7 protein-coding genes are annotated in these 13,897 nt (G+C 51.7%); 6 read left to right on the forward strand and 1 reads right to left on the reverse strand.

All coding sequences use genetic code 11. The annotated features are described in order from the left end of the window. Positions 1-210 precede the first annotated feature (210 nt). The 6 genes from Pla110_RS05230 (at position 211) to Pla110_RS05255 (ending at position 12,832) form a co-directional block, all read left to right on the forward strand. Complete coding sequence (locus Pla110_RS05230) at positions 211-777, forward strand: glutathione peroxidase (RefSeq protein ID WP_144993933.1); 567 nt, start codon at positions 211-213, stop codon at positions 775-777. A gap of 812 nt (positions 778-1,589) precedes the next feature. After that, on the forward strand, positions 1,590-2,888 hold the full coding sequence (locus tag Pla110_RS05235; RefSeq protein WP_144993935.1) for a DUF1501 domain-containing protein: 1,299 nt from the start codon (positions 1,590-1,592) through the stop codon (positions 2,886-2,888). A gap of 167 nt (positions 2,889-3,055) precedes the next feature. Further along, positions 3,056-5,590, forward strand: a complete 2,535-nt coding sequence (locus Pla110_RS05240) for a PPC domain-containing protein (RefSeq protein WP_144993937.1) — start codon at positions 3,056-3,058, stop codon at positions 5,588-5,590. 101 nt (positions 5,591-5,691) lie between these two features. Beyond that, the gene (locus Pla110_RS05245) at positions 5,692-8,343 is read left to right on the forward strand and encodes a DUF1549 domain-containing protein (RefSeq protein WP_144993939.1); all 2,652 of its coding nucleotides are present in this window, start codon (positions 5,692-5,694) and stop codon (positions 8,341-8,343) included. 226 nt (positions 8,344-8,569) lie between these two features. Next, entirely contained in the window at positions 8,570-11,308 is a 2,739-nt protein-coding gene (locus tag Pla110_RS05250) for a c-type cytochrome domain-containing protein (protein WP_144993941.1), read from the forward strand. Between the two features lie 147 nt (positions 11,309-11,455). Continuing rightward, complete coding sequence (locus Pla110_RS05255; protein WP_144993943.1) at positions 11,456-12,832, forward strand: hypothetical protein; 1,377 nt, start codon at positions 11,456-11,458, stop codon at positions 12,830-12,832. Here the strand turns inward: Pla110_RS05255 and Pla110_RS05260 are convergent. Continuing rightward, positions 12,816-13,877: an FAD-dependent oxidoreductase gene (locus Pla110_RS05260; RefSeq protein ID WP_144993945.1), complete on the reverse strand. Its 1,062-nt coding sequence runs from the start codon at positions 13,875-13,877 to the stop codon at positions 12,816-12,818. The genes Pla110_RS05255 and Pla110_RS05260 overlap by 17 nt on opposite strands. Positions 13,878-13,897 lie beyond the last annotated feature (20 nt).

Here is a 13,897-nt window from a genome sequence, read left to right on the forward strand (position 1 = left end):
ATCAACTTTAAACCGGTTTAGGATTGCATTTCCCGTCGGCGTACACTCTGATAAGAGAGTATTGATGCGACAGCGGGAATAAATTTCATTCGCCAACGCGTCGCTGATCGAAATCACCTCTGGTCTTACAGAGTGGACATACAATTACTTTCACAAAATGCTTACACACATAGATTTGCTCCGCCTGAACAGGCAGAAAGGAAACTTGGTATGAAAAAGGTCTCCCTCGCATTGTCTCTGATTTGCGGATTGATGCTGACCGCAGTCGCTTCTGTTAACGCCGCTGATCAGGAGGAAAGCCCCATCTTCGAACAAAAAATGACGTCTCTGGACGGCAAAGAAGTCGACCTGAGCCAGTACAAAGGCAAAGTTCTGCTGATCGTGAATGTCGCCAGCCAATGTGGTGCAACTCCTCAGTACGAACCCCTGCAGGGGCTGCACGAGAAATACGCTGACAAAGGCTTGGCAGTACTTGGCTTTCCTTGTAACCAGTTTGGAAAACAGGAACCAGGTGACGAGTCTGAAATCGCCCAGTTCTGCGAAAAGAACTACGGTGTGACTTTCGACATGTTCTCCAAAATTGAAGTAAACGGAGAAGAGCAGGCTCCTCTGTACGAATACTTGACGACTTCAGCAGCCGACGAAGGAAAAGTGAAATGGAACTTTGAGAAGTTCTTGATCAGTAAAGATGGCAAAGTGGTCGAACGCTTCCGGACTAAGACACAACCCGATTCCGAAGAAGTGGTCACCGCCATCGAAGCGGAACTGGCCAAATAGTCCTGGCAGTTAAGTTGTCAGTCATTGATTCAAATCGCTCCCTCGGTTTCCGATGGGGCGATTTTTTTGTGCACGGTGAATATTTTGTGCACTGTACAGTTCCATGATCTATATTGGATCAACAGCAACACTTGCGAATTCGTTTCCGCAGGTGTTTTTGTTATTCAGGAGGGAAGCTTGTGGAAGCAGGGAAGGGCAGAACCAACCCAACCGTTGTGACAAATCGGGACAACCACTTCGAAGGCGTCCATAGGTCCAAGCCGTCGGGTTTGATTCAGGACATTATTTGTTCAGAATCAGTGTAAATAAGGTCTTCGGTACAAATTTCTATTAGAACGGGAATCCATTCTTGACATTCTGCTGGAGAACGGGTCTCATAAAGGCAAGTGATTACTTATGTGTACGGCTCCCTTAGGAGAGTGTTCCACTCTCCCTATGGTCGGCACACCCTCCTTATCAATGACAAGATCGAGCTGATTTCCAGATCGGGCTGTCAGAATCACTTGCTCGCAAATTATCCCTCCTATTATATCCTGCCTGAAATCTCCGAATGATTCGGTGTTGTCTTTGATGTACGGAGTTGCATCAGACCTGTAATTCGAATGCATTCGCCTGCCTCAATCTGAACCGTCGATCCGAGACAAGATCTTTCTATTTAGGCGAATGCCTGTTGAGAAATTGATCGTAATTTCGTTTACTGATGATAATCGCTGACGTTAGTCAGTGTTATGGATTTAGAGAACCTCTACTTGCTTCTGAATATTTTTAAGAACAAGCTCGCCGAATAAAGAACAGCCTAAGGAGTTCCTCGCATGTTCAAGTTACCCTCGCGTCGTGAGTTTTTGCATGTTGGCTTTTGCGGTGGCGTCGGTCTGTCACTCGGACAGTTCTTGAAAATACGCCAGGCTCAGGCCGAATTGAAACATTATGAAAGTTTCGACGGAACCGCCGACTCCGTCATTTTCATTTACCTGCCGGGAGGACTTGCTCATCAGGAATCGTTTGACCCGAAGCCTTACGCTCCTGTCGAATACCGTGGCCCGATGGGTTCGATTGACACGAATGTCTCTGGTATTCGCGTCAACGAATTGATGAAACAAACAGCCCAGGTAGCTGACAAAATCACCTTCTGTCGATCGATGACCCACGGTGAAGCGGCCCACGAACGGGGTACGCACAACATGTTCACCGGTTATCGCCCCAGCCCGGCTCTGAAGTTTCCCAGTATGGGAAGTGTGATCACTCACGAGTTTGAGCCTCGGAACAACATTCCGCAGTATGTCTGTATTCCCAATCAACCGAACGAATTTGCGGGAACAGGTTACCTCAGTTCCTCCTTCGCTCCGTTCAGCCTGGGGGCCGATCCGGCTGCTAAAGGCTTCTCTGTACGCGACTTGACCTTGCCGAACGGCGTGGACGACACTCGGTTTACTCGACGGCGTAATATTCTGGACGCCGTGAATGATCATTTCACGACAAAAGAAGAGTCGGACTCAATCGACGCCGTCGATACTTTCTATCAGCGAGCCTACAACCTCGTCAGTTCAGAAAAAGCCCGCGAAGCGTTTAATATCGACGCCGAAACTGCGGAAGTGCGTGATCAGTATGGTCGCAACCAGGCAGGCTCCCGGATGTTGCTGTCTCGCCGACTGGTTGAAGCAGGTGCCCGCTTTGTTACTATGACTTACGGTAGCTGGGACATGCACGACAATATTAAAGGCGGAGTTGACCGCCAGTTGCCTGAGTTTGATCAGGCCTATGCCGCTCTGATTCGTGACCTTGATCAACGTGGTCAGCTCGAGAGAACGCTGGTCGTTGTCGCTTCTGAATTCGGACGAACTCCCAAAATCAACGCGACCGCTGGCCGCGACCACTGGCCGAAAGTTTTCTCAGTCGCCATGGCAGGTGGTGGTGTGAAAGGGGGAGTCGTTTATGGTTCCTCCAACGCGACTGCCAGCGAGCCTGAAGACAACCCACTCAACGTCGAAGACTGGGCCGCCACGATCTACCATTGTCTGGGGGTCGTTTCTGATAAGGAACTCATGGCTCCCGGTGATCGTCCAATCGAAATCGTCGACGGTGGAAAAGTTCGTAAAGAATTACTCATCTGACATGTGTGATATTGCAGACGAGGGCCACGTTCTGCCGCGGTAGCAATCGCGATTCTGGAACGAGGCTCGACGAAAACGGGGACCGGGTTTCCGGTCTCGTTACTCTCTCGCGTTTCAAGATTCTAAAAATCGCTCTCACGAGTTTTCTACCAGTAAGGTTATCCACGATGTTGCATCCTGAACGGAATACGCTCAGTTTCGTAAATCATCATTTTGTCCTCAAGCAGTTACTTGGCCTGAAGATGATCATGCTGGTTCTGGTTGCCGGTTTAATCGGTTCCGTTCCTGCACAGGCCTCATCCCCAGGTTTGTCCATCATTACGCCACGTTCGGTACCGCGTGGGGTTGAGACCGAGATGGTTTTTCAAGGTGGAAAGCTGGCCGATGCTCAGGAAATTCTCTTTTACGATTCCGGGTTTGAAGTTCTCGAACTGAAACCGGAAGACGGCAAAGTGACAGTGAAAGTTAAAGTGTCGCCGGAATGCCGCATAGGCGAACACGTTGCTCACGTGCGGACGGCGAGCGGACTTTCGGAGTACCGTACTTTCTGGGTAGGGCCTACTCTTGCACAGGTGGAAGAGGCAGAACCCAATAATGAGTTCGAAGCTCCTCAAGTCCTCGCGATGAATTCGACTGTACATGGAATTGTGCAGAACGAAGACGTCGATTACTACGTTGTCGAAGCGAAAAAAGGGGAACGCATTTCCGCCGAAGTTCTGGGGATGCGACTTTCTGCGACGTTGTTTGACCCTTACGTCGCCATTCTCGACAGCAAACGATTTGAACTCTCTGCCGCTGACGACTCTCCGCTCGCACTTCAAGACTGCGTCGCGGCTGTGGTTGCTCCGGAAGATGGAAAATACATTATCGAAGTTCGCGAAAGTTCCTACGCTGGTAACGGCAACTGCCGCTATATCCTGCATGTGGGTAATTTTCCCCGGCCTCTGGTGGCCTATCCAGCCGGCGGCAAAATGGGTGAAGAGACCGAAGTGAATTTCCTCGGTGTTCCAGGTGGCGATCTGGTTCAGAAAATTATGCTGCCTGCTGAACCCAGCGAAGAGTTCGGAATCTGTTTGGAAACTCCCGAAGGAATTGCCCCCACACCGAACCCATTCCGCCTCTTCGAGCATGGCAATGCTTTCGAAGTGGAACCCAACAACACGGTCGCGGAGGCCAGTCCCGTGGAATTGCCACTGGCGTTCAACGGAATTATCTCGGAACCAGGTGATGTCGACTACTACAAGTTTCAGGCGACCAAAGGCCAGATATTTGAAATCGAATGTTTCGCCCGTCGGATTCGCTCACCACTCGATTCGGTCATGGTTGTCTACGATGCAAACGGCAAGTCTCTGGCTTCGGACGACGATGCCCGTAAGCCGGACAGTTACTTCCGTTACACCTTTCCAGCGGATGGTGAATATAAATTGGCCGTCTACGACCATCTGAAACGGGGTGGTCCTGATTTTGTTTACCGCGTTGAGTTCTCAGCCGTTAAACCATCCCTGACTCTGGGGATTCCCCGGGTCGCTCGTTATTCGCAGAGCCGCCAGCAGATTTACGTTGCTCGTGGTAACAAATTCGGAACGGTTTTTTCCGCGGCACGCCAGAATTTCGGTGGAGAGCTTGTTCTTGACCCTCAGGGATTGCCTGCGGGAATCACGATGCATGCTGAAACCATGCCTGACAACCAGAACACGATGCCAGTGGTATTTGAAGCGGCTGCAGATGCTCCCGTTGGCGGCGCATTGATTGACTTCCGCGTAAAACATGTGAATCCCGAGACCAACATTTCAGGTAGCTTCCTGAACCGGGCCGACTACGTGATCGCCAATCCTGGACAGTCGCTGTATTGCTGGAAAGATGTCACCCTACTGTCAGTCGCTGTCGTTGAAGAACTCCCTTACACACTGGAAATTGTTCAACCACAGGTTCCACTGGTCCGCGGTGGTTCAATGCAGTTGAAGATTGTGGCAACTCGAAAAGAAGGCTTCACCGCTCCCATCAATATTGTCGTGCCATACCTGCCTCCGGGCGTGGGTGGAACCAGTTCCGTGACGATTCCGGAAGGCCAGAACGAAGTCACCTACCCACTTAGTGCGAATGGAAATGCCGGTATTCAAACCTGGCGTCTGTTTGCTCTGGGATCAGCAGATGTGAATGGAACGGCTTGGGTTTCTTCCCAGTTAGCGAACTTGGAAGTCGCCGAACCTTACTTTAACTTCACCTTGGAGAGAGCCGCTGCCGAACAGGGTCAGGAGACAGAAATCTTCTGTAAGATAGCCCACGCTAAACCGTTTGAAGGTGACGCACAGGTGACTCTTCTTGGTCTGCCCGCCAAAGTGACGGCTCCTGAGATGACATTGAAAGCGGGACAGGAGGAACTGGTTTTCAAGTTGACGACCGATCCCACCAGCCCCGAAGGAACGCATAAGAATATCTTCTGCCGGGTGATTATCACACAGAATAATGAACCGATTCTGCACAACACTCCAGGAACCGAGTTACGGATTGATAAACCGTTGCCACCTCCCAAAGATGCTCCCCCCATGCCGACACCCACACCGATGCCGGTCGCACAGAAAGAAGAGCCCAAGCCTCCTGAAGCGAAACCAGAAAAACGGTTGACGCGATTGGAGAAACTTCGGCTGGAAGCGAAACAGCGATCGGATGCAGCAGCCGCTGCCTCCGCAGGCGAGGAATAAACTCGGCCAGCTGTTCCCGATTTTGAAATCAACGTTTCTTACGAATCTTCTTCTGAACCTCACTCATATTTGAACTCGCTACCTGAACAGGTTGTTTGACAATGTTATACAAACGAATATTGACACTTCTGTGTGGATTGAGTTTCACTCTTGTGACCTTCTCTGCGGACGCTTTACGGGCAGAAGACCCGGCCCCGCCCGCCACTGAAGAGGCGAAACCAGAAGCGGCCAAACCCGCTGAAGAAGCCAAGCCTGCGGAGCCAAAACCCGAAGAAAAGCCCGCCGAGCCGAAGGCCGAGGAATCTAAGCCCGAGGAAAAACCGGCGGAGCCGAAAACAGAACCGAAGCCAGAGCCAAAACCAGAAGAAGCGAAACCGGCTGTGCCCGCTGTCGTTGCACCGTCGGAGATTAAAATCTTTCCTCCGAACGTGGCGCTCACGACCTCTCGCGACCGGCAATCCATCGTTGTTCAGGCTGTCTATCCCGACGGAATCACCCGAGATGTGACTCAGGATGTGAAGTGGACTCTTGCCAACACGGAAATCGCCAAGTTCGAAAACAACACGTTGTATCCTCAGGCCGATGGTGAGACTCAACTTTCAGCGGAGTACTCCGGGTTGACTGTTGCAGTACCCATTAAAATTGAGAAAGCCAAGGAAGATCGTGCCATCAGCTTCAAGCTGGACATCATGTCGGTCTTCATGAAAGGTGGCTGTAACACGGGTAGCTGTCACGGAGCGGCTCGCGGTAAGGATGGCTTCCGCCTCTCGCTGTTTGGGTTTGATCCCAACGGTGACCACTTCCGTTTGACTCATGAAATCAGTACCCGTCGTATCAACCTCGCCCAACCCGAACGCAGTCTGCTAGTTGAAAAATCAGTCGGCACCGTGCCCCACACCGGTGGAAAACGGTTCGCCCCGGATAGTGAATTGAACCAGACTCTCATCCGCTGGTTAGAAGCGGGAGCCAAAAATGATCCTGGTGAAGTTCCAGCTGTTACCTCCGTCGAGCTGTACCCACCTGCCGCTGTTCTGGATGGCGAAGGAGCAACTCAAAAATTAACAGTCCGCGCCAATTATGCTGACGGTACCAGCCGCGATGTCACTAGCCTCGCTTACTTCATCTCGGCGAACGAAACATCTGCAGACGTCTCTCAAGAAGGGGAAGTCACCGCTGGAACACGTGGCGAAGCCTTTATTATGGCCCGGTTTGAAACTCACACCGTCGGTTCGCACTTCATCGTGTTACCGAAAGGTCTCCAGTATGAGGCTCCCGAACTGGCCACGAATAACTACATCGACGAACACATCAATAACAAACTGACCAAGCTGCGGATTAATCCATCTGAGCTTTGCACTGACGAAGAGTTCCTTCGCCGGGTTTCTCTCGACATTGTTGGCACCTTGCCCTCTCCGTCAGAGTACCAGAGCTTCATGGCCAGTGACGATCCCAACAAACGGTCGGTTGTCATCGATGAATTAATCGAACGGAAAGAGTTCGTTGAAATCTGGGTAATGAAATGGGCCGAGTTGTTACAGATTCGCACCGTCGCCAACCGGGTGACTTATAAATCGATGCTACGGTACTACGACTGGTTACAGGCGAAAATCGCGAGCAACACTCCCATCGACCAGATGGCTCGAGAACTGATTGCTGCGAACGGCGGTACCTTTTCGAACGCCGCGACCAACTATTACCAGGGCGAGCAGGATACCCTGAAGACAGCGGAAAACATCGCTCAGGTCTTCATGGGAATGCGAATTCAATGTACCCAATGTCACAACCATCCCTTCGACCGTTGGACGATGGATGACTATTATCAGTTCTCGGCGTTCTTCTCGCAAATTGGACGTAAACAGGGTGAAGACCCACGCGAGCTGATCATCTTCAACAAAGGAAGCGGAGAAGTTAAACATCCTGTCTCTGGTCAGGTCATGACACCGAAATTCCTTGGTGGAGCGATCCCTGATGTGGCTGGGAAAGACCGCCGCGAAGTTCTTGCCAATTGGCTCGCTTCTCCCGAAAATCCATATTTCGCCAAAAACCTGGTGAACATTGTCTGGGCTCACTTCCTGGGCCGCGGCATTATCCACGAAGTGGACGACGTCCGTGTCAGTAACCCCCCCGTGAACCCGGAACTGCTGGATGATCTGGCGAAGCGATTCACTGAGTACAATTACGACTTCAAGAAACTGGTCCGTGACATTTGTAATTCTCGTACCTATCAGCTGGCGACCACAACGAACGAGTCGAACAAGCTCGATACGACAAACTTCTCTCACGCCGCCTTACGACGGTTGCGAGCCGAAGTGATGCTCGATTGCATCAGTACAGTGACAGAAACGAAAAATAAGTTCCAAGGCTTACCTCAGGGAGCCCGAGCGGTACAGATTGCCGACGGGAATACCTCGACCTACTTCCTCGATACTTTCGGTCGGGCGAAGCGGGAAACGGTCTGTGCCTGCGAAGTATCGATGGAACCAAACTTATCTCAGGCACTTCACCTGATTAACGGAGAAACCTCGAACCAGAAAATCCTGGAAGGAAAACTGGTAGAGACACGTCTTGCTGCAGGAGCAACACCGCAGGACGTCATAAATGAACTTTACATCCGCACCTTGACGCGGAAACCAACGGATAAGGAAATCGCTGTTCTGAATGAACAGATCGCTGCAGGAGGCACACCCCAACAGGCCCTGGAAGACATCTTCTGGGCGCTCCTTAACTCCAGGGAGTTCCTGTTTAATCACTAGAGCGTATCGCGAGTAATCGTGACCCGTTCTGGTTCCTCTTTTTTCAATGACTGAAAACACCTTTTGATTTTCGGAAATCAGTCCAAGGTCTACTCAATTCGATTCTCTGTAAGAATTGTTGATGAATTGAGATAAGTCCTGAATTGGTGCTGGACGGACCCCTGCTTACGGGGGCATTCTGAATAATAAATCGATCGTTGAGCAGCCTGCTGCGGAGAAGTAGATAATGATTTTGCCGAAATCCTTTGATTCCGTTCACCAATTCCTGCCCAGGACTCCGCTATTGGCGGCTGTCCTTCTGTTGGCAGGAAGTCCGCTATTGGTCTACGGGGATGATAAGCCAATCAACTACCAGGATCACGTTCAGCCCATTCTGCGGGCGAAATGTTTTTCCTGTCATAACACAAACAAAAAAGTAGCCGGTCTCGACCTGACCAGCTATAACGCCGCTATGATCGGCGGAGCGTCGGGTGAAGTTGTTGATCCAGGTTCACCTTCCGACAGCTATCTTTATATGTTGATCACGCACGACTCTGAACCGGTGATGCCGCCGAATTCAGACAAGATGCCCGAGAACGAACTGGCCATTATTTCCAAATGGATTGAGGGTGGAGCGATCGAAAACGCGGGTGGCAAACCCCGGGCAATGAAGAAGAAAGCGAACCTTGGTCTGACGGGTGCTCCTACTGAGCGACCGGAAGGTCCCGCCCCCATGCCACTTCGGATCAGCAAAGAGGCCGTAGTCCATACTGACCAAGTGACCGCAGTTACCGCGATGGCAACGAACCCGTGGTCTTCTCTGGTGGCCGTGGCCGGGCAACAGCAGATTGTACTTTACGATGCCGCTAATCTTGAAATGCTGGGAGTACTCCCATTTCCAGAAGGAGATCCTCTGGTTCTGAAATTCAGCCGAAATGGTGGTTTGTTGATGGCCGCCGGTGGACGGGGTGCCTCACTGGGAAAAGCGATTGTCTGGGATATTCGAACCGGTGAACGTGTCATCGAAGTGGGTGACGAATTGGATGCTGTGCTGGCTGCTGATATCAGCGCCGACCAGACCATGATTGCTCTCGGTGGTTCCAATAAGCTCGTCCGGATTTATTCGACCGGAGATGGCAGCCTGCTGCATGAAATGAAAAAACATACCGACTGGGTTTGCTCACTGGAATTCAGTCCTGATGGCGTGCTCCTGGCGACAGCTGACCGGAACGGAGGTATGTTTACGTGGGAATCCTTTACGGGACGTCAGTACGCCGAACTGAAAGGGCATACCGATTTCATCACTGATGTTTCCTGGCGAGGAGATTCCAACTTGCTGGCTTCCGTCAGCCTGGATGGCTCGTTGCGTCTCTGGGAGCCAGAGAACGGAACTCAGGTCAAGACTTGGAGTGCGGATGGTGCCGGTGTCGAATCTGTTGAATTTACCCGTGACAGCCGATTGCTGACTGGTGGACGCAGCAAGGTAACAACTCTGTGGGACGTCAACGGTGGCAAACTTCGCGACTTCGCCGCGTTCTCTGATTACGCTCTGGAAGTGACTTTCTCGGACGAAACCAACCGCGTTATTGCGGGCGACTGGAACGGAGAAATCCGTGTCTGGAATGCGGAAGACGGAGCCCAACTCGGTCAGCTGAACCAGAACCCCGCACCGCTTCAAGCACGCCTTGATTCAGCAAAAGCTGAGTTCGTCCAGATACAACAGACTCATCAGAAAAATGCCGAAGCAGCTAAAGTGGCCAACGATGCTCTGGCTGCGGTTCAGAAACAGTCAACCGATGCAGCAGCCGCATTGAAACAGACGGCGGATGCTCATGCCGAAATGATTAAGACGCGAGATGCTGCCAAACAGAATCTCGATAAGCTTGCTGCCGAACACACTACGACGACTCAGCGTGTTGCCGAGTTGAAAAAGGTAATGCCGCTCCTTTCAGAGTCTGCTGCCAAAATGAAGCAGGCTGCCGAGCAATCGGTTGGTGATGAGCAACTGGCGAAAGCCGCTGCCGATGTTACACTACAGAAAGATACCAAGACCAACGAACTCGCTGTTACTGAGAAAAAACTGGCGGAAGTGACACCTGTCTTTGAAAAAGCGAAACAGGTTCACGCGGCCGCCGAGCAAGGTGTCGTGGAAACACTGGCTAAGAAAGAGGTCGCTCAGAAAACGGCAGACGGCTTGGTCGAACCACTTAAAGTGGCCCAGGAAACAGCGACGGCCGCTAACGCTGTCGCCAATGAATCCAACAATAAACTTCAAGCATCACAGCAGCTTGTCGCCAAGTGGACCGGTGAAATCGATTTCCATCAGAAACTGGTCGCTCTTAAAGAGCGGAAAACTCAGAAGGAAGAAGTCGTCATTACCTATGAAGACTTAACCGGACAACTACAGCAGTTGGAAGGTGAACTGCAACAGGCTCAGGATGGATTGGCTGCTGCTCAGAATAAACTTAAAGCGACCAACGAACAGGTTGTCGCCAATCAGACCGCCGTAGAGCAAGCCACCGCCAATCAGCAGGCTGGCGAACAGACTGTCGCGAAAGCCGAAGCGACGGTTCCTCAGTTGAACGAGACGTTGCAGAAAGCAGAACTGGCACTGCAAACCTCTGGCGACGATGCCGATCTCAAACAGGCTGTCGAACAGTGGAAACAGTTGATCGCCAAGAAAACGACCGAACTGGCAACTCATAAAACGAACCTGGTAAATCTGGTTGCCGCACTGGAACAGGCTAAACAGGCTTTAGTCGTCTCTCAGGAACTAGTACCTGTTGATCAACAGGCGATTGTCGCTGCAGAAAAACAGGTCGCCGACAAGACAGCGGCTGTTGCTCCTGTCAAAGAACAGGTGGTTGCTGCTAAGCAGAAAGTCGACGAAGCGAACAACCTGGTTGCCGCGATTCAGCAAGAAGTCGATCTCCTTCGTGATCCGAATCCGCAAACGGCTCAGTCGCCTGAAGCCGCACCTCAATAACGGCTTCGTCGTAAGGGACCCGCGTTACTGGGTTCACCTTTGATCGTGAGTCCGCTTGCAAAAAGATAATTCACCGAATGCCCTCGCAATTTCCGAGGGCATTTTTTACGCGCTCTTAACATGAGCTTTCAGAATGGTGGTCTGTCCATGTTTCTCCGTATTTTATATTTTGTCGTTTTTCAAACATCGTTATTTGCCTCCTCGCTGATTGCCGCTGAACCGGTTCGGCTTTCGACGTTTGAAGCCGATGTCACGCCGCCGCTAGGTTCGCCGCTCTGTAACGGCAATGTGGCACCGGTGATGGAGATCACCACGCCGCTGACTGCCCGCGGTATCGTTCTCCAATACGATGACCAACCGATTGTGCTCTGTGCATTCGATTGGGTGGGAATTGGCAACGAAAGCTATGATCAGTTCCGCAAAACAATCGCCGAGGCCACTGGCACCACGGCGGATCGAGTCGCCCTGCAGACGTTGCATCAGCATGACGCCCCCGGAAGCGATTTCGCGACAGAGAAGTTACTTCGTGAAGTCGGGTTACCTGGAAATTATTCTAACCCCGATTTTGATCACGAATCGATGCAGCGTGTGGCGACAGCAGCGAGGGAATCGATGAAGGCAGCGGTGCTCATTACCCACATGGGAATTGGTACAGGCCGCGTCGAAAAGGTCGCTTCGAATCGACGTATTCTCGGTGAGAATGGAAAGGTCGTTTTGCAACGGCAAAGTTCGGGAGGCAAGAATAAAGCGGCACGCGAAGCACCGGAAGGAACAATCGATCCGGATGTTCGCCTGATCTCGTTCTGGAACAAGGACCAGCCCGTTGCAGTGCTCACCTATTATGCCACGCATCCGCAAAGCTATTACGGCAAGGGAAGCGTTAACTGGGATTTCGTCGGGATTGCCCGGGAACAACAGCAGAAAAACCTTGGTGTACCGCACATTCATTTTGATGGAGCCGGTGGCAATATCGCCGCAGGAAAATATAACGACGGTGCTAAAGACAAACGGCCCCTTCTCGCGTCTCGTCTGGCGGAAGGGATGCAAAAGGCCTGGGATTCCCAAACGAAGACAGAGCTGACAAGTGACATGATCAACTGGTCGGTCGTGGGGGTGAACTTACCAGTCAGAGAAAACCTCAAGGCAGAAGAACTAAAAGCTAAACTGGAGAATACCGATTTAACCCCAAAAGTTCGTATGCGGGCGGCCCGTGATTTAACCTTTGTTCGCCGAATGAATGAAGGCCATGAAATACCCATCAGTTGCTTGAACCTGGGTGATGCGTCGATCCTGCATCTTCCGGGAGAACTGTTCGTGGAGTACCAACTTGCAGCCCAAGCCATGCAACCAGATCGCTTTGTTGCCATGGCCGCGTATGGCGACTACGGCCCTGGTTACATCGGCACCGAGATCGCCTACGGTCAGGGAGGATATGAAACGAGTCAGGTTTCGCGCGTAGCACCGCAGGTGGAAGGAGTGCTGTTAGAGGCGATTCGGAAACTGCTCGTTACCCCGTCAGAATGATTCTCGCCAACTTCCGTTGCAAATAGCTCGATTTTGAAATCGTCTTTAAGACTGACCAGCGTAAGCCTTTTACGAATGGATTAGACGAAGTCATTGTCTTGCGCAATCGTTCGCTGAGTTTGATGGTGTGGGCTCCTTCTGGGGAGCGAGATTTCTGATATCCATCGAGGGTACCTGTTTGAAATCGTTGGGCGAGATCGGCGGCGTCGGCGATGCCGAGATTCATGCCGCGGCCCCCAGCGGGGCTGTGACAGTGTGCGGCGTCCCCGGCGAGAAAGACGCGACTCCGTTGGTATTCGTGAACCTGCCGAATCGAGATATGAAAGTCATCCGTCCGGCGAACTTTCTGCACCTCCATCGGAACAGGTAATGTTTCCAGAGCAGCGGGAGTATTGGAGACAACTCGGTATCGGTTCTCGGCAAGCGGAACGACAACCACAATCCGCCCAGCCGATAAGGTCATCAGGCAAATGTTTTCGGCATGCGGCCAGTTGATTGCATCGACGTCGGCAATCGACCAAGTTTCGGGAAGCTGGAAACCATCATATCCAATGTCGAGTGATTTGCGGACGGTACTGTGGACTCCATCGGCTCCAATCAAATAATCAAACGCTTGTTCTTCGCCGTCGTTTATTTGGGCGAATACCTGATTTTCTGTTTGCCGCAGGCCGGTTAGCTTCGATCCATAATGGACAACTCCGCCATGCTGTTCGTACACCTGACGTAGTAGAGCTTCTGTTCGATCCTGTGCGAGAGCGAGGAGAAAGTCGTACTCGGGATGTCCTCCTTGCAGAGAGATCGACAGAGGTTGCTCCGTTCCCAGAAAGAACCGACCTTCCCGAATCTTAATTCCTTCCGTCAACAACAGGTCCGTGACCCCCGAAGGTTTGAGGATGTACAAGCTTTTGGGCAATATCCCCACGGCGCGGGAGAGCAGGGAAGGGTTTTCGCTTTGATCGATCACCGTGGTCTGGAACCCCAACCGCGACAACTCTACGGCTGCAGTAAGTCCCGTTGGTCCAGCGCCGGTGATGAGGATATGCATGTCGAAATCCGTAAACTGAA

This window comes from Polystyrenella longa, assembly GCF_007750395.1.
Lineage (GTDB): Bacteria > Planctomycetota > Planctomycetia > Planctomycetales > Planctomycetaceae > Polystyrenella > Polystyrenella longa.

Excerpts from the sequence above, each read along its gene's own strand:
- Pla110_RS05230 (WP_144993933.1), top strand. The coding sequence starts at position 211 with ATGAAAAAGGTCTCCCTCGCATTGTCTCTGATTTGCGGATTGATGCTG.
- Pla110_RS05235 (WP_144993935.1), top strand. The coding sequence starts at position 1,590 with ATGTTCAAGTTACCCTCGCGTCGTGAGTTTTTGCATGTTGGCTTTTGC.
- Pla110_RS05240 (WP_144993937.1), top strand. The coding sequence starts at position 3,056 with ATGTTGCATCCTGAACGGAATACGCTCAGTTTCGTAAATCATCATTTT.
- Pla110_RS05245 (WP_144993939.1), top strand. The coding sequence starts at position 5,692 with ATGTTATACAAACGAATATTGACACTTCTGTGTGGATTGAGTTTCACT.
- Pla110_RS05250 (WP_144993941.1), top strand. The coding sequence starts at position 8,570 with ATGATTTTGCCGAAATCCTTTGATTCCGTTCACCAATTCCTGCCCAGG.
- Pla110_RS05255 (WP_144993943.1), top strand. The coding sequence starts at position 11,456 with ATGTTTCTCCGTATTTTATATTTTGTCGTTTTTCAAACATCGTTATTT.
- Pla110_RS05260 (WP_144993945.1), bottom strand. The coding sequence starts at position 13,877 with ATGCATATCCTCATCACCGGCGCTGGACCAACGGGACTTACTGCAGCC.